A 17,403-nucleotide genomic window follows, 5' to 3' on the forward strand; every position below is an offset into this window, starting at 1 on the left:
AAAAATAAAACAATAAAAACCCTTAGTTTGTGTACGATTATTTTCATAAAGTAAAAATCATTCATTTTCTTAAAAGTCTATTTTAACTTATGTTATTCATTATAAAAAATTCAAAGCCAAACAAAGGAATAAAAGTTATCAATAACTATAAAATAAAGTCGGTAAACTGCATTTATTTCTGTTATATGGTGTTCAAAAAAGAAATGCGAATTTTTTGATTAAAAAAACTAATTTTGTTTCTATCTTAATTTTTCGAAAAACTCCAGCAATTGAAATAAAATACAACCCATGAAGGAAGTTTTCACAATTAAAGAAGCCGTCCAAAAGATAGAATATTTTTGTTCCTATCAAGAACGATGTCACGAGGAAGTGGTTGCTAAATTGCGCATAATGAAAATGGATTCGGACGAAATCGACCAAATAATGGTGCACCTCATTGCGTCCAATTTTCTAAACGAGGAACGTTTTGCAAGCAGTTTTGCTAGAGGAAAACACCGCATCAAACATTGGGGAAAAATCAGGATTAGTAACGAATTGAAGTTTAAAAAAATTTCTCAAACACTTATAAATAGTGCACTCAGAAAAATCACTCCAGAGGAATATTTGGAGACTTTTCACACATTGTCCGAAAGACATTGGGATTCCATTCGAGAGACGAATATTATAAAAAAGCGTAAAAAATTTTGTGACTATATGCTGCGCCGAGGTTTTGAAAGCAATATTGTTTATGATAAAGTGAAGGAACTGGAAGCATTGGCACACGGATGAGACGAATTACTATAGCAAAACACGGATAAAAACGAGTTTTATGTTATAAGCATATCAGGCATAAAAGTCATTTAAGGATTGAAGAGTTTGGAATAATCCATGAAAATCCCTTCTAAGAGTCAAGTATTTTATCCTTGAAGAACATTTTTAATTAATACTGATTTTTTTAGTGCTTTCGCCAAGATTTGTTTTGACTTTTACAATATAAATTTCCGAAGGTAGGTTGTTTATGGGAATTTGAATATTGGTTTGTTCCTTGTCTTTTACCACCCAATTCGCAATTTTTTGTCCTGTTATGTTGTAAAGTATCACCGTATTTACGGTTGCATCTTTAACATAATTTCGGATGATTACTGTTTTTAACTTATTTGAGTATAGAACATTAATTTTATCGATTGTTTGCAATTCTTGTAAACTCAATGTTTTGGCAGTATATCTCAACACAAAACGATCGTTAAAAGTTCCAGCAACAGTACTAAAAGTATAATTTCCGTGCTTTAAATCAAATGTTGTATTGGTCAACTTGTCTTCTACAAACACCGCTTGATTGGTCATTAAACCATCGAATTGATCTATGCTTATTGTAAATTTACCGTTGATAGTAGTACGATATCCTAAAGAGACTTCGTCATTTTCATCAAAAGGCAAAGCACGTGCTTGAATGGTTAAATTCTTATTCATGTTCACGCTATAAAAATCTAGGAAATCGTTTCCGTCATAGCTTTCACCATCAAAACGACTGTCATAATCATTGGTAGCATCTGTGATATAACCAACCAAGGTTTGTTTGAATGCGCCTTGATCATTAGACATATTCAACCAAACTCGATGTTTTTCTGTGGTAGAAATTGTTTTTGTTTTAGGCTTTTTAGATTTAAAAAAATTAGAATTGTTATTTGGAATTCCCAAACCATCTACTCGCATTTCATTAGTAAAAGCGACAGTTCCACCTGCAGCAGTACTAGTGGTAAAAAAACTTTGACCAGCAGCAATTTTGCCAGTTGGTTGAACTCCTGCACTAACCGCAACAGTTCCTCCTTTTACAAAAGTCACCCCGTTAATTACAACTCCTCCCGTAAGATTATAAACAGCATAATCGTTAGAAGTATAAGCTAATTTGCCTGAACCCGCAGTTGTTAATCCTGTAAATGGATCAATTGCAATTAAGTCTCTATCTTGAATCGCTGTGTTGTGTGTCCAGAAATAAAGCGTTCCATCTATTGCTGCTGCATTTGCAGACAAAAAAGTATCTGCATCTATTGCAGATGGATACGGATTTCCAATAAGATTTGATGTTTCTCCACCCGCGACTGTAATAGATTGATTCCCGTTATTAGGCACTCCTACAAAAATCCCAGATTTAGCAGGCAAAGGAGCTCCAGTAAAAATATACCCTTTCCCAATAGTCATCGTAGTAGATGATGGATTTTCTTTAACCCAATCATTTGCTCCTGGATCAAAAGTGTAAAACTTATTTGAATTTGCAGTAGGCGAAACGCCAAGTAAATTTTGTCCAGCTACAGGTGTTGACCAATAGGTATAATCTAATTCTCCACCTGAGTAATTACGTTTGTAAGTTATGCTACCTGTGTTTGATCCAGTATATGAGGTTTGCACCAAACTGGCATTATTCTCGAAAGTTAAAGTACCCGGCGTGTTTACGGTAAGTTTTCCTCCTAATTTTAAATAATTTCCTATCGGAAAATTTACTATTCCCGAATTTACCGTGCAAGCACATGCTGTAACATCTGCTGCTTCAGCATAATCTCCTGTGAATATTATATTTTGGTTGCTGTCTGTTGGATTGCCCACTGGCGACCAAGCCAATCCATTCCAAGTTTTAGTCACTAATCCTGATATTACTATACCTGTTAAAGTGGAAGATGTTCCACAAGAGTTCGTAAAATAAGCGCTGTAGGTACCTACTGACAATCCTGAAAACACTCCAGTAGCATTTGTAACTGATGCAACTGCTGGACTCGTTCCAGTAAGGGTATAGCTGGTAGCTCCAGAGACAGGGGTTGCTGTTATTGTTCCTGGTGTTGTACAAGTAGGTTGTGTTTGTGTAGTTACAAGCGCAGGTCTAGTATTTATTGCAACATTTATAAAACCGGTTGTATTTTCAAAATAAGTATTATCTACATATTGAGGGTCAGGATCTGGTCCAGATGAACCCCAACTGCCATCCTCTCTACCCAAACAACCCAGGGTAAGTGTGCCGATAAAGTACTGTATATTTGTAAACAAACTTGCCGAAGCTGTTCCTCTTATTGTCAAATTCGAGGAAATAGTTACATCAGCAGGGACGGTTTTTATTCCCGACCCTTCTAATACCAAATTAGTATAATTATAAGAACCCACAGCTTGATTTCCATCATTCGTATAATGCACTACTCCTAACGCAGGAATTATTGTTCCTCCTGTAATTGTACCATTTTCAATTTTTAATTCTCCTCCGGCGCCGGTGAACTCAATAGCATTTCTTTCGCTTGAACCGCTCATTGTTACGGAATTAAAAACGAATATAGCTCCAGTAGAAACTGTTATTTTAGAATCTATACTATCATCACCTGTATCTGACATATTTATGGAACCACAACTTAAAAATCCAGTTCCTACATTAATAGTTCTATTTGCTCCAGAGCGAACACTTATTTGATTATTAACAGTCACGGAATTAAACCCACTTATAGAGAGACTGCTACTAACTGGCCCATTAGAAAATATCATTTCTACGATTCGATTTGCGCCTGTTACCGTTCTATCACCAGTAATATGATGTGAATTTTCAATGTAAACAGCATAAGGTGATGAAAATCTACCAGGATAACCCTCAAGAGTTGTAGGCTCAACCCAAGCGCTTCCATTCCATCGTTCCCAAGTTGTTAAAACACTCCATAATCCACTTGCTTTTGTTCTGTAATCTCCTATCTTAGGATTTACGGTTAAGATTCCGCTTGCGTAAGTAATAGTATAATTAGAAGTTGAAAAAGTTCCTCCTGTGGCTGCCGATGGAAAAGTTATATAGCTTCCAATATCCCCAATGTATCCAGATGTACCCATTGTAATACTCCCTAAAGTCTCCCCGTTTTGTAAACCACTAGAAGTAAAATCTGTTGAGCCTATGCCAATTGTATAAACGTCTTTGTAGACTATCGTGGTAGTATTAGCGGTTATGGTCAACGGAGCTTTGGCAATTGTAAAGGCTGTTGCGGAGGAACTTCCCGCATTATAATTAGAATCCGATGTTATTGATGCAGTTATCGTATAGTTACCTGCAAGAATTGGTCTTGCTGCACTTGGTCCATAAGTTGGTATTACTCCTGAATAACTATAAGTGACTGTCCCTGTGGAGCCAGTTGTTACCGCATTTGGCCCTTGAGCCAAACCATTATAAATGTATATTCCTATTGTGGGTGATACTGTTGGCGCTGCTTTATTAATTGTAAAAGCCGTTGCTGATGAACTGGCTGCATTATAATTAATATCCGAAGCAACGGTAACTGTAACTGTATAGTCACCCGCAAGAGTTGGTCTTGTAGCACTCAGACCATAAGACAAGCTAACTCCTACATAACTAAACGTTTTAGTTCCTGTTGAAGCAGTAGTTGCCGTATTTGGTCCTTGAGCTGAACTATTATAAGTATAAGTTCCTACAATGGCTGTTATCGTAGGTGTAGCTTTATCGACTGTAAAGGGTATTGCAAGATAGGCAAAACCTGTCCCTTCTGGTACTTTTGCAAGAGCTAGGTAAGTGGCACTTACATTGATAGGACCAAGTGCTTGAGTTCCTGAAATACCACCACCAGAATAGGCATAAGTAATAGTTTCAATTGAACTAAATGTTGGTGATTTTCTTGTGCCATCATAGGTATAATTGTAAGGCGCGCTTCCAGTAACCGTTACTGCTGTTGAAGCTCCAGCAATAATACTTATATCGTCTATTCGTGCAGCATTGTTTGGATTAGTGCCTATTGCTCTTGCATTTTTAAAAACATTTAATATTAAATTGGCTTGAGGTGCAACAAAAGTGAAAGTATATTTTACATAACCATCTGCAGCTGCTGTTGGGGTAATATTAAATTGTAGACTAGGAGTAAGTTGGGTTCCGCTTCCTCCTGTATTATCTCTTATTGAAACATTAATACCATCGGTGCTACTCGGTAAAGTAGCATTAGTGAACTGAGCATAAAGCGTTAGAGTATAGGTTGTACCTGCAACAGCTGTAAAAGATTGACGAAATGGAACAAAATCATTAGGCAAAAGCAAGTTATTACTCCCTGATCGGGAATTAATTGCGTTAATTGCTGGAAAAGGTGCAGAAGTGTTAGGCGTAGACCAAGGGCTTGAAACTGTTGATAAATTTCCTAAAGCTAGTCCTTCAAATCCTCCATTTAAAAGAAGATCTTGTCCAAACGTAATTGACGATAGCGCTAAAAACGCTAAAAGGTATAATTTTTTAATAATCATTAAGGTTAAGTTAGTTTTAATTGAGTATTCCCTTTATTTACGATTTGTAATTCAATTACAAAAAGGAATAATCAATACATTTTATTATCATTTTTTCTAATAAAACAGGTTTAAAATACTTGGGGGTATTATTTTTGGTTTTGGTTTTAAAATATTATTTTACAGTTTGATTTAAAATTTTAAAAAAAAATAATCAATCGATTTTCTTTAAATTTTTATTCATTGTGATATTTATAAAATTAAATAATTTGAAAAATATTAAAAATGTCAAATCAACCAATTTATAGGTGCAAATCAATCTAAACAAGTAAATAAGTTTGTTTTGGGTTAATTATTGTTAGAAATTACAGTGCTTCAACAACAGCTCCGTTTTTTTGGTTGTATATTAGTTTGAGGAAATAGTGCAAACACGAATCCGTCTTACACATAAAGAAATCACCCAAAAAGAATATTTGGAGCTATTTCAAACATTGAAAATAAGTCATTGAAAATTCATTCGAGAAACGAATGTCTTAAAAAAAAATTCTGATTATATGCTGCGCCAAGGTTTTGAAAGCAATCTGGTCTATGATAAAGTGAAGGTCTAGTAATCTTCGAGTTCCCGAATTCTCGGGACATACTGACACTAAGGTATGGCACACGGATTTTTTTATTTTATCCATATAAGGCATAAAAGGTCTTTTAAGTTGGGAAGCTCGGGATTATCAATTTAAATCCGTTCGAACCTATGGCTAAAAACAGTGCTCTTTGTCTATAATTTGTGGACTTCGTTGTTAAACACTTAATAAAACACTCACCGCATTTCCGCCAAAACCAACTGAATTGACCAATATTTTTTTTATACCTCTTTCAGGGTTCAAAACCCTGACAGAGTTCAGATATGGAACACCAATAAATTTCTGATGTTGCATCATCAAAACCCCCAGTTCTATACTCAACATCCCCGAAGCACCAAAAGTGTGGCCAATTTTCCATTTGTTAGTAGTCAACATGGGCAAAGCGTCTTTAAAAACTTTTTGAATCGCTTTATACTCGGTTAAATCTCCTGATTTAGTTCCTGGAGCGTGCATTACAATGACATCAACTTCAGATAAATCAGTGTTTTGCAAAGCCATTTTCATTGATTTTTGGAAACAGGTCGCTTCTGCCGAAATGGATATGTTGTGTTCCAAAATTTCAGTAGCATAGCCAATACCTTCGATGTAAGCGAGAGCATTTTCCTTTTTGCCAATTTCCAAGCAACAAACAGCTGCACCTTCGCCAAGAATCATTGTGTTTTGTTTTTTATCTAAATCTAAAGCGCGACAAGGATAATCTTCGAGCTCCCGAAGTCTCGGGACGGCCTGACTTTCAATATTAGAATAAATTTTCAAGGCACGCATTTGGGCAATTGTAAAATCGGTTAATGGCGCTTCACTGCCACCAACCAAGAATTTATCGGTCATTCCTGCACGAAGCCAAGCTACACCATTTAACAAGGCGTGCAAAGCAGTAGAACAAGTGATGGAATGCGAAATTTCTGGTCCTGAACTTTGCAAATCGTGGGCAACCCAAGAAGAAATATTTCCCAAAGTAGTAGTTGGTGATGCCAAGGTTTGTGCCTTGCCTGTTTCTAAGTATTCGCGATAGTGCTTTTCGAATAAATCAGTAGCGCCACGAGAAGAACCAATGTTGATTCCGAAAACATCATTTGAAGTCCAACCTGCATTTTGTATGGCTTTTCGCGAAGCCACCATTGCAAATAAAACGGTTTTGTCCAGAAATTTGTATTTACTATCCGATTGTTTTAATGCCTCGATTATTTCAGTTGAATCAGTATCCAGTTTGGCAACTAGAGTCTTTTTATGATCCAAAAAATGTTCCGTAATACAATGATTGTTGTTTTGATACTTTTCCCAAATGGTTTTTGAATCATTCCCTAATGGGGAAATAGACGCTATAGATGTTATGGAGATAATTTGTGACAAGACTTTTATTTTAATGCAAAGGTCGTAAAAAATGGCAACTATTTAACCACGAAGAACACAAAGAAGGCGCAAGGTTCACAAAGTTTTATTTGAAAATAAAAATCAGATAACACGGATTATATTTTTAACTATATAAAATCATTTGAGTAGAATTTAAAATCTGTATAAATCCGTTTAATTAGTGGCATCTGTGGCTAAATAATAGTGACCTTTGTGCCTTCTTTGTCAACTTGGCGGTTATATTTTAAACTATTTCCAATGCTTTTTCGACTACTTCATATACTTTTTGCAATTGCTCGTCCGAGATAATATAGGGTGGCAATACATAAACTATATTGCCAACAGGTCTAATAATTATTCCGTTTTCAATAAAGAAATCATAGAGTTTATTGCGCAACGTTCCATAATAACTAGCATCACTTTCGGTTTGAATTTCCAAGGCGAAAATTACTCCCAACACTCGTGTTGTGGTAACTTTTGGATGGGATTCAATGTGTTTTTGAAACTCTAAATGACTTTTGTTTACTCGAGCGATATTCTCTTGCATTTCGTTGGTTTGTAACAACTCCAAACTTGCCAAAGCTGCTGCGCAACCCGTTGGATTTGCCGTAAAAGTATGTCCGTGAAACAACGCTTTATTGATGTCGTCATCGTAAAAAGCATTAAATATTTCTTGGGTAAATGTTGTAATCGCCATTGGGATTGTGCCTCCAGTCAGGGCTTTAGACAAACACATCATATCAGGCTTTTCGGTTAGATAATTACAAGCAAAAGTCTTGCCCGTTTTTCCAAAACCCGTCATTACTTCATCAGCAATCGTGAGTACATTATTTTTCTGGCAGATTTTAATTAATTTATCTAATGAATCCGCTTCATACATCACCATTCCTGCAGCGCCTTGAACCAAAGGTTCGAAAATAAAACCCGCACAATTATGGCTTTTTAGGACTTTCGCCAAAGCATCAAAACTAATTTGTTCCTGTCCTTTTATGGGAACTGGAATCCGAATGACATCAATCAACATCCCTTGAAAAGCTTCTGTAAAAAAAGAGATTCCGCTAGTTGCCATTGCTGCAAAAGTATCTCCGTGAAAAGCATTTTCGAAAGCAATTATCGTTGTTTTCTTTTCTCCTTTATTGAAAAAATACTGCAAAGCTACTTTGATAGCCACTTCAACAGCGGTGGAACCATTGTCGGAGAAAAATATTTTCTGTTGGTTTTTGGGTAAAATTTCCATCAGCTTTTCGGATAAAAGCACTGCAGGTTCGTGTGTAAATCCTCCAAAAAGTACGTGCTCTAAAGTGGTTAATTGCTTATAAATTGCATCGGCAATAAACTTATTAGAATGTCCATAAGGATTCACCCACCAAGAAGCGATGGCGTCAATATATTCTTTGCCGTTTTCGTCCCATAGCAAAGCTCCATCTCCTCTTTTTATTGCAATAGCCGGTTTTGAAGTTTTGTGTTGGGTATAAGGATGCCAAATATTTTTTTGGTCTTTTTCGGGTAGGTTCATTTGATAAAGAATATAGAAATTAGAGTATAGAAAAAAGACTATACACAACTATTTTCGACAAAGATAGGAAAGTCTATTCTCATTATTCTATATTCTATTGTCCTATAAACTCAATAGATTCTCACGAAACAAATCAGCATATTCTTTTATTACATTTTGATCAAAATAGGGTTCTTCTACAATTTTTCCAATGCATTTTAATCCTGTTTTATTCAGAATTATGGACTCGGTAGCTTGGTTTTCGTTTCCGCTAAAAATGATACCAGCAACGTTTAATCTTCTGCTTTTTAAGACTTCAATAGTCAATAAAGTGTGATTTATACTTCCTAAATAATGTCTGGAAACGACAATTACTTTATAATCGGGTTGTATTAAATCAATAATACAATCGGTGTCATTCAACGGTACAAAAACGCCTCCTGCTCCTTCAATTACAAGATGATTGTCAGTTTTGGGTTCGATAATTAGCTTTAAATCAATGGTAATTCCGTCTAATTGAGCCGCATAATGTGGACTCGCTGGTGTGTTCAGTTTATAGCTGTTTTCGTGAATGAAAGTTTTATCATTTGAAATATAACTTTTAATTTTATGAATATCCGAATTGTCCAAATCGCCTGCTTGAATGGGTTTCCAATAATCAGCTTGGAGTGCTTCGACAATGATAGAAGAAGCAATGGTTTTGCCAACGTCGGTAGATATTCCTGTGATGAATAGTTTCATAGATTATATTTCTGTAAAAGTAAAAAACCCATCTCAAAGATGGGCTTAAAATTTATTCTTCTTTTAACTCGTCAATTACTTTTTTAACTTGTTTAGCGTATTTTCCATATAACGACTGAACCCACAACTCTGTAAAAAAGGCAATTAATAATAATATAGCAATAAGGATGATAAGTAATATAATCAATTTACTATGTTGTATCTCACCATTAATTAACTGTGAAAGTTTTGGGGTTTTATAAGATACATAACCAATGAAATATAGTATAAAAAAAGGAAGAAGAGAGAAAGTAAATGTTTTATACAACTCCATATTTAACCTTATGTCAAAATAGGTTTCATATAAACTATCCTTTGTATTAAGAACAGTTTTGTTTAATCTATTATAGAATAAAAATAATTTTCCTAAATAATAAATACTTATGGCAACCATAATTGCATAAATCAAATAATATGGGGCAATCATGTTTGCTGGAAACCTTTCTACTAATGGAAGAAACCCAAATAGTGTCATTGCTATTGTCTGTATAACAAGTTCAAAACGTAAATTTTTTCTAACCTTATCAATAGGCATATTTGCCGATTTTAATTTGTCTAAATTGGTTGGAAGTACAACATTTTCAGATTTGTTGTCATTCCAAGCGGATTGTATATCATTAAAGTCCATATCCTTGTTTTTTTATAATTTCTTTTAATTTTTCTTTTGCTCTATTTAATTTGACTCTAGCGTTAACCTCAGAAATACCTAAATTTTCTGCAGTTTCTTTGTGTGAAAGTCCTTCCAACTGATAAAATATAATTGCTTTGTCAATCTTGTCCAACTGTTGAATCGCTTTGTAAAAATGATTCAACTGGACTTCTTTTATTTCAGAATCAGACTCTTCATCTCGAATATTAGTTGATGATAATTCGTATTTGTCAACTTTTCTTTTTTCTTTTTTCAAAAAAACGATGGAAGTATTTATAGCAACTCTGTACATCCATGTGGAAAATTGACTTTCGTTTCTAAAACTATCGTAAGCTTTCCAAAGCTGAAAGACAATTTCTTGAAACAAATCTTGCTGATCGTCTGCATTGTCCATGTACATTTTGGAAACCTTATACAGTATTCCTTTATGTTTTTCGATTCGGGTTAAAAATTCTTGTTCTTTTGTGTTCAAAACTTTTAATCTAATATTGGTTTTACAGTATAACCCGCTTTTCTTAATAAATTAATTACACCCATATTACCGGGTAAATGACCCGCACCTACTGCAAAAAACATACTTTTCTGATTCATCATTTCTGGCATAAGTTTTAACCAATTTGCATTTCTATTATCCAACATAAGTTCTTGAGACGCCTTATTCATAAATTTTTTATCTGTAACCATTTCGTATAAATTATTTATATTTTCTTGATTATAAATCTTAACCATTTCTGAAAAATAACTAGGATTATATTCAGACAACTGATTTAAAAAATCCTTGAAATTAAAAGATTTTTCAAAAGCATCCATTTGATCTTGGACTTTTTCTAAACCCAAAATTTGATTTTTTTTCTTCATAGCCATTTTCATAAATTCAAATTCATATACTTTTAGTGGGCAATTTAATGATTTCATCATAACAGTACTCATAATTGAAAGAAAAGTAGCGTTTTCAAATTGTGCAGCATTACTTCCAATAGTTGAAACTAAAAAATCGTTTAATTTTTTATATTCTTCTTTAGTTAATGTTTTGGATAATTGTTCGTCTGCTACCGTCATTTTTTGCATAGCTTTCAATTCATTTAAATCATCAAAATCTAATTCTAAAGCCAATTCTTCTGTTTTTTCAAAGGCTATTTTTACTTTTTCTTTAATTACGAAATCTTTGTCACACATCATATGCAAAGTGCCATATAAATAAGAAGATTTTTCTAATCCGTTTCCTGAAATTTCCCAAAGTAAAGAATTGTCAATTTTTGTTTCTTGAGAATTACTAATTTGTGTTGAAAATAAAAAAGTAATAATTGCTGCTGCTGATTTTAATAAATTTGTCATAATGTTGATTTTTTGATTGATGATTGATTGATTTTTATAGGTATTGTTGATTTTTTCTTGATAAAGAGATTGCCAATAAACAGCAACCAATAATTAAAATAATTGCGTTGTCTGGTTTATTGAAAATAAATTCTCTAGATAAACTATAACTTATTCCAATTGCTGATAAAAAAATGATTAAATTATTCATTTGTTTTTCTGAGTTTGTTTTTAAATTTTTCATAATAATTAAAAAATTTTGATTGATGATTGAAAATAATTTTTGATTAATGATTAAAACTCTAATTAATTTGATTCATTATTATGTTTTAATTTTGAAGTAACTCCCACCGAAAGCAAACAAATCATAATTACAAGCAATTCTATGTTTGATTTGTTATAAAAAATTTGACTAACTAAAGCATAACTAATTCCCATTGCTGCAATAAAAATGCTTGCATAATCTGCTTTTGATTTTTGTGAATCTGTTCTTGAAGATGTTTTCATATTGTTTTGTTATTTTTATTACGGCTCGTAAGTAAAAATAAAACAGAAACGTTACAAAAATTTTTGAAATATTTTATAAAAGTGAGTAAATACAATACATTATGGCCGAAATTTCTTCCTGACTATTATAACTATGCAAACATATTCGCAATCGTTCCTGACCTTCTGGAACGGTTGGCGACAGAATAGCTTTGACATTAAAGCCTTTTTCCTGAAGTTTACTCGCTATGGATTTTACGTTTTGGTTTCCAGGAATTATAGCACTTTGAATGGCTGATTTGCTTCGGACAAAAAGTGGTTTCAATCCCAAAATGTTTTTTTCTTGATTGAAGTGGATGATGTTTTCCCGTAAAGAATTGATGGCGTTTTTTTCTGTTTCCAAATGCTGATATCCCACTAAAATTGCGGCGACAGAATGTGGCGAAAGTCCCGTGGTATAAATAAAACTTCGGGCAAAATTGATAAGAAAATCGCACAATTCCTGACTTCCTACAATTGCTGCTCCGTGACATCCTAATCCTTTACCGAAAGTCATAATTCGGGCAAAAACTTGGTTTTGCAAACCCAACATTTGAACTAATCCTTCTCCTGTTGAACCGAAAACACCTAGCGAATGTGCCTCGTCTACCACTAAATAGCAGCCGTATTTTTCAGAAACGGCAATCAATTCCTCCATATTTGGGCAATCGCCATCCATCGAAAAGACACTTTCGGTGACGATATAAATGGAAGTTGGAAGTTGGAAGTTGGAAGTGTTTACCAAATTGCCCCTGTTGTCCCCATTGAAATTACCAATCAATCGTTCCAAGTCCTCAAAATCGTTGTGTTTAAACTTATACGACTTGGTATTAGAAAGCTGAATTCCGTCGCGAATAGAAGCGTGACACAATTCATCATACAAAATCAAATCTCTTTTTTGAGGAATTGAACTAAAAAACCCTACGTTGGCATCGTAACCCGAATTGAAAATCAACGCGCATTCCGTTTGATGAAATTTGGCAATATAATTTTCTGCTTCTTGATAAACTTTATGATTTCCTGAAATTAATCTAGAACCAGTAGCTCCGTTTTCAAGAATGTTATTTTCAGTTAAATAGTGATGCGTTTGTTCGAAAATAGTTTTGTTTTTAGAAAAACCTATATAATCATTGGAAGCGAAATCGATTAAATTATTAGGTAACGACAATTTACGGAGCGCATTGTTTAGCATGCGAGTTTCGAGTTTTTCTAATAAATTTTCGGGGAGATTTTTCATACGACACAAAAATAAGCATCTTTTTTGGTTTAATTAATTTAACTTTTTTTGATAATTTAATCCTTTAAAAACCCTCAAAAAAATCGAAATCGATTTCGATTTTATATTTTGTTAAAAAAATGTTAAAAAAAATAGGTTGCTCGTTAAGCCTTTCAAATCTTTTCTAACTTTCGAAACTTATGAAACGTATTGCATCCCTTTTTCTTGTAGTTGTACTGTTTTACAACATGCTCGGGTATTACTTAATTTTTGCTCAAAAAAAAGAGCAAGAATGGGTTGCGTCTAATCAAAAGAACAACGTTTCAACCTACAAAGTATTAAAATTAAATGCTTCTTTATATACATTTACCGAAGATACCGATTTTGAATATGTAAATGAGAATGTTGAAATTAACAACAAAATCTATCACATTTTTAAGAAAAGAATTCAGAACAATATCTTAAGTCTTTATTATTTACAAAACGCACATCAAGACAAAGTAGATAAGCAATTAATAGAAATTGTTGACAGTCAATTATTTGATACTTCGTCTACTAAAGAAATGCCTGTAAAAAAATTATTGAAATCTTTTATCAAAGATTACGTTGTGCATGAAGTAACAACAGTACCTATTCCTTCTAAAAATTATATTCATAAAGTAGCATTTACAACAACTATTACTCCCATTCGAGAAGGCTACTGTTCCTTATCCTATTCCCCACCAGATTTCGTTTAAATCTATATTCTATTACACAATTTATCTGCAATAATTTGCGCGTTTTTGTTTGTAAATATAATTTACAAACAAAAATTGTGGTGCAAACCAGTTGGTTTCTATTAAACAACTCATTGTAATAGATTTAAATATTCTATCCCTATTAGAGGTATATTTTAAAATCAACATCACTGTTATTTTAATATAATAAGTGCTGTATTAAACCTATCGTTTTAGTTTAACTACTTAAAAAAACCAAGTATAATTAAAGCAAAAATTCAAAATAATTATAATCTAAACTTTCTATAAAATGAAGAAAATTTATATAAACTGCCTCATTCTATTACCCTTATTTATGTGCGCACAAACTGAAATTGACGGTATTATGATGAGTAAAAATAATTTTTGTGTAGGTGCTGTATACCAAAACAGTAGTTGGAGCGAATACTGGGAAGGCAGTTTCAAAAGAGAAAACTTAAATTTAGGTACAGTCTCCACAAAATCTGTTGCGGTTATGGGAAATTATGGAGTTTCAGACAAATTAAATCTAATTCTAAGTTTGCCTTATGTACAAACAAATGCATCTGCCGGAACTTTAAAAGGTCAAAAAGGAATACAAGATTTTTCTGTAACCTTAAAATACATGCCTTTGGAAAAAACCATTGGAAAATCGACCTACTCAGTTTATGCTTTAGGTGGCTTTTCGACACCTGTTTCAGATTATACAGCAGATTACTTGCCTTTAAGCCTTGGTTTAAAGAGCAAAACTGCCACTTTAAGATTGATGGGTGATTATCAAAGAGGAAACTTTTTTTCAACTATTTCGGGAGCTTACCTAAAAAGAGCCAATATTACAATCGAAAGAAACTCCTATTTGATTAATGATGTACATTATATTTCTAATGAAGTCGATATGCCCGATGTTATTTCGGTAAACTTTAGAGCAGGTTATCGTTCTAATAGATTAATTGCCGAATTTGTAATAGACAACTGGGTAACACAAACTGGAGGGTTTGACATCACCAAGAACAACATGCCCTTTCCTAGCAACGCGATGAACGCACTAAAATATGGCGTAAATTCTAAATATACGTTCAAAAAAATACCTGAATTATCCCTCGTTGGTGGTTACAATTATGTCGCAGAAGGTAGAAATGTTGGAAAATCAAACACTGTTTATGGTGGGATATTTTATATAATTAATTTTAAAAAAACAAGTACCAAAGATGAAAACTAAAATAAATAAAATAGCCCTAGCAAGTATTCTCACATTGATTCTTGCCTTTGGATATTCGTGTAGTGATGAAATTACCGAAAGAAACGAACAATTTCAAGCATTGAATCCTACAAATACGGATGAATTCGCTGGAACTTGGAAAACTTATTTACTAACCGCTCCAAATGAATTCTCATTGGATGCTCCAATTGCCACAAATACTCCTGCATTTACAAGAGAAATCAATGAAATAAAAAGTTACCAAGCCAGTATAACGTCAGCTCAAAAAAGCATCATAAAATATTGGAGTGTTGGCGGTGTATTGCGTTGGAATGAAATCATGCGAACATTAGTAGCAAAACACAATCGTCCGCCGTATCAAAACGCAGATGGAACTTATCCTGCGCCATCTGGAGCAAATCCTTTTGCAAATCCACAATTTCCGTTTTCAAATCCTCCCTACGCTGCTCGAGCTTTTGCATACGTTTCTGCAGCCCAAGCCGATGCTTTAATTGCAGCTTGGCATTATAAAAAATTATACAATAGAGCAGCTCCATTTACAGTAGACGCTAACATACAAGTTTTAATTCCAAAAAGCACATTGCCTTCTTATCCTTGCGAAGATGGTGTTTTGTCTGGTGTTACTGTTGAATTATTAAAATTATTATTCCCAACCGAAATTGCTTACATAGACACAAAAGCAGATGAAGAAAAATTATATCGCATTATAAGTGGTGCAAATGTTCGGAGTGACGTTGAAGCCGGAATTATATTGGGCAGAAAAATTGCGGCAAAATTTATTGCCCAAGCAGCTTCTGATGGTGCAGGTGCTGCCATTGGAACACCTGCGCTCTGGGCACAATTAGAAACACAAACTGCTGCAACAGGAGAAACTCCTTGGAAATCCTTAGATGTTCCTGCAAGACCGCCAATGTTGCCTTTGTTTGGAAAAGTAAAATCGTTTTTAATGACTCCAGCAATGGTGGTTGCTAATCGCCCGACACCACCGCCTTCAACAAAATCTATTGAGTTTGCTAAAGAATTAGCAGAAATTAAAAAATTCAGTCAAGACAATTCCAAGAAAAATATGGAAATTGTAACTTTTTGGGCAGACGGAGTAGGAACTTATACACCTCCAGGTCACTGGAATGCTATTGCAACCGAAGCTTTTGTTGTCGAGAACTATAGTGAAGTACGCTGGGCTAGAAATATGGCCTTGTTAAATATCGCTATGATGGATGCGGCAATTAGTTGTTGGGATGCGAAGTATACTTACTTTAATCCGAGACCATCTCAAGTTGATCCATCTATAAAAACGACAACTGGAGTTCCAAATTTCCCCGCCTATGTCTCTGGACATTCAACCTTTAGTGGCGCAGCTGCTGTAGTATTATCTCATATCATTCCAGCAAAATCTACAGGCTTCAAAGCTATGGCAAAACAAGCCTCGGATTCAAGAATCTTTGGTGCAATTCATTATAGAAGTGATTGCGAAAAAGGTCTTATATTGGGTGAAACCGTTGGCGGATTTGCTGTTTCAAGAGCACTAATAGATGGTGCAGAATAAAAAATAATTCTAGGTTACTATATTAAATTATTGGTTATTATTCAACTCAAAAACCTAACAGGAATTATAAAACCTGTTGGGTTTTTTTTATTGAATCGAGGTAATTTACTATTTTTGAAAATTAATTATTATGAAAAATGACAGTTATCCAATATAAAAGAGCCTCAAACTTAGCAGAACTAGAGCAAATTATAGCGCTTCAAAAAAGCAACTTCTCTATAAGTATTAGCCCTGAAGAAAAGCTAAAAGAAGGTTTTGTCACAGTACAACACACTATCGAATTATTAGAAAAAATGAATCATGCTAGTGCACACATTATTGCAATAATCGACAATAAAGTTGTAGGATATGCTTTAGTCATGCTTCCTAGTTTTCAAAATGAAATAGAAGTGCTTGTTCCCCTATTCGAGAGAATAAAGGTCTTAATTCCTAACGAAGAAAATTATGTCGTTATGGGACAAATATGTGTGGCAAAAGAATTTCGAAATCAAGGACTATTTCGAGGATTATATGATTTTTATAAAACTGAGTTTCAAAATAAATTTGATTACTTAGTAACCGAAGTCGATGCTATGAACACCCGTTCTATGCAAGCCCATGAAGCGATAGGATTTAAAACTAAAGAAAGTTATCTAGAGAATGGTAAGCTTTGGTCTATTATATTTTGGGATTGGAAATAAAAAAAACGTCAAGCTTTACTTGACGTTTTTGATATAAAAA

Annotated in this window: 14 protein-coding genes; 5 read left to right on the forward strand and 9 right to left on the reverse strand. The window is 33.8% G+C overall.

All coding sequences use genetic code 11. The annotated features are described in order from the left end of the window. Positions 1–288: 288 nt before the first annotated feature. Positions 289–768 (forward strand): regulatory protein RecX, encoded by a 480-nt coding sequence (locus RMO53_RS00055; RefSeq protein ID WP_310377265.1) that lies wholly within the window; start codon positions 289–291, stop codon positions 766–768. A gap of 147 nt (positions 769–915) precedes the next feature. Here the strand turns inward: RMO53_RS00055 and RMO53_RS00060 are convergent, their stop codons facing one another. The 9 genes from RMO53_RS00060 to RMO53_RS00100 form a co-directional block, all read right to left on the reverse strand. Continuing rightward, a complete protein-coding gene (locus tag RMO53_RS00060; protein WP_310377268.1) occupies positions 916–5,238 on the reverse strand; it encodes a T9SS type A sorting domain-containing protein in 4,323 nt (1,440 codons plus the stop codon). Positions 5,239–6,011: 773 nt separating this feature from the next. Further along, positions 6,012–7,205 (reverse strand): beta-ketoacyl synthase N-terminal-like domain-containing protein, encoded by a 1,194-nt coding sequence (locus RMO53_RS00065; protein WP_310377270.1) that lies wholly within the window; start codon positions 7,203–7,205, stop codon positions 6,012–6,014. A 244-nt stretch (positions 7,206–7,449) separates the two neighbouring features. Beyond that, complete coding sequence (bioA, locus tag RMO53_RS00070) at positions 7,450–8,721, reverse strand: adenosylmethionine--8-amino-7-oxononanoate transaminase (RefSeq protein WP_310377272.1); 1,272 nt, start codon at positions 8,719–8,721, stop codon at positions 7,450–7,452. Positions 8,722–8,823: 102 nt separating this feature from the next. Beyond that, a complete protein-coding gene (bioD, locus tag RMO53_RS00075) occupies positions 8,824–9,441 on the reverse strand; it encodes a dethiobiotin synthase (protein WP_310377274.1) in 618 nt (205 codons plus the stop codon). A gap of 52 nt (positions 9,442–9,493) precedes the next feature. Next, positions 9,494–10,108, reverse strand: a complete 615-nt coding sequence (locus tag RMO53_RS00080; protein ID WP_310377276.1) for a hypothetical protein — start codon at positions 10,106–10,108, stop codon at positions 9,494–9,496. Beyond that, positions 10,098–10,601 (reverse strand): RNA polymerase sigma factor, encoded by a 504-nt coding sequence (locus RMO53_RS00085; RefSeq protein ID WP_310377278.1) that lies wholly within the window; start codon positions 10,599–10,601, stop codon positions 10,098–10,100. The genes RMO53_RS00080 and RMO53_RS00085 overlap by 11 nt, the downstream gene beginning before the upstream one ends. Before the next feature lie 5 nt (positions 10,602–10,606). Further along, entirely contained in the window at positions 10,607–11,464 is an 858-nt protein-coding gene (locus tag RMO53_RS00090) for a TraB/GumN family protein (protein ID WP_310377280.1), read from the reverse strand. Between the two features lie 285 nt (positions 11,465–11,749). Next, on the reverse strand, positions 11,750–11,950 hold the full coding sequence (locus RMO53_RS00095; RefSeq protein ID WP_310377281.1) for a hypothetical protein: 201 nt from the start codon (positions 11,948–11,950) through the stop codon (positions 11,750–11,752). 73 nt (positions 11,951–12,023) lie between these two features. After that, positions 12,024–13,205 (reverse strand): pyridoxal phosphate-dependent aminotransferase family protein, encoded by a 1,182-nt coding sequence (locus RMO53_RS00100; RefSeq protein WP_310377283.1) that lies wholly within the window; start codon positions 13,203–13,205, stop codon positions 12,024–12,026. Between the two features lie 179 nt (positions 13,206–13,384). On the opposite strand from RMO53_RS00100, the gene RMO53_RS00105 reads away from it, so the two are divergent. The 4 genes from RMO53_RS00105 (at position 13,385) to RMO53_RS00120 (ending at position 17,363) form a co-directional block, all read left to right on the forward strand. Continuing rightward, a complete protein-coding gene (locus RMO53_RS00105; protein ID WP_310377284.1) occupies positions 13,385–13,921 on the forward strand; it encodes a hypothetical protein in 537 nt (178 codons plus the stop codon). A gap of 289 nt (positions 13,922–14,210) precedes the next feature. After that, positions 14,211–15,137: a hypothetical protein gene (locus tag RMO53_RS00110; protein ID WP_310377285.1), complete on the forward strand. Its 927-nt coding sequence runs from the start codon at positions 14,211–14,213 to the stop codon at positions 15,135–15,137. After that, positions 15,127–16,683, forward strand: coding sequence for a phosphatase PAP2 family protein (locus RMO53_RS00115; protein ID WP_310377287.1), 1,557 nt, complete (start codon positions 15,127–15,129; stop codon positions 16,681–16,683). The genes RMO53_RS00110 and RMO53_RS00115 overlap by 11 nt, the downstream gene beginning before the upstream one ends. Positions 16,684–16,820: 137 nt before the next feature. After that, positions 16,821–17,363, forward strand: coding sequence for a GNAT family N-acetyltransferase (locus RMO53_RS00120; protein ID WP_310377288.1), 543 nt, complete (start codon positions 16,821–16,823; stop codon positions 17,361–17,363). Positions 17,364–17,403: the final 40 nt, after the last annotated feature.

The organism is Flavobacterium sp. (assembly GCF_031409475.1).
Classification (GTDB): domain Bacteria; phylum Bacteroidota; class Bacteroidia; order Flavobacteriales; family Flavobacteriaceae; genus Flavobacterium.

Coding starts and splice junctions, on each gene's coding strand:
- RMO53_RS00055 (WP_310377265.1), top strand. CDS start 289: ATGAAGGAAGTTTTCACAATTAAAGAAGCCGTCCAAAAGATAGAATAT.
- RMO53_RS00060 (WP_310377268.1), bottom strand. CDS start 5,238: ATGATTATTAAAAAATTATACCTTTTAGCGTTTTTAGCGCTATCGTCA.
- bioA (WP_310377272.1), bottom strand. CDS start 8,721: ATGAACCTACCCGAAAAAGACCAAAAAAATATTTGGCATCCTTATACC.
- bioD (WP_310377274.1), bottom strand. CDS start 9,441: ATGAAACTATTCATCACAGGAATATCTACCGACGTTGGCAAAACCATT.
- RMO53_RS00080 (WP_310377276.1), bottom strand. CDS start 10,108: ATGGACTTTAATGATATACAATCCGCTTGGAATGACAACAAATCTGAA.
- RMO53_RS00090 (WP_310377280.1), bottom strand. CDS start 11,464: ATGACAAATTTATTAAAATCAGCAGCAGCAATTATTACTTTTTTATTT.
- RMO53_RS00095 (WP_310377281.1), bottom strand. CDS start 11,950: ATGAAAACATCTTCAAGAACAGATTCACAAAAATCAAAAGCAGATTAT.
- RMO53_RS00100 (WP_310377283.1), bottom strand. CDS start 13,205: ATGAAAAATCTCCCCGAAAATTTATTAGAAAAACTCGAAACTCGCATG.
- RMO53_RS00105 (WP_310377284.1), top strand. CDS start 13,385: ATGAAACGTATTGCATCCCTTTTTCTTGTAGTTGTACTGTTTTACAAC.
- RMO53_RS00110 (WP_310377285.1), top strand. CDS start 14,211: ATGAAGAAAATTTATATAAACTGCCTCATTCTATTACCCTTATTTATG.
- RMO53_RS00115 (WP_310377287.1), top strand. CDS start 15,127: ATGAAAACTAAAATAAATAAAATAGCCCTAGCAAGTATTCTCACATTG.
- RMO53_RS00120 (WP_310377288.1), top strand. CDS start 16,821: ATGACAGTTATCCAATATAAAAGAGCCTCAAACTTAGCAGAACTAGAG.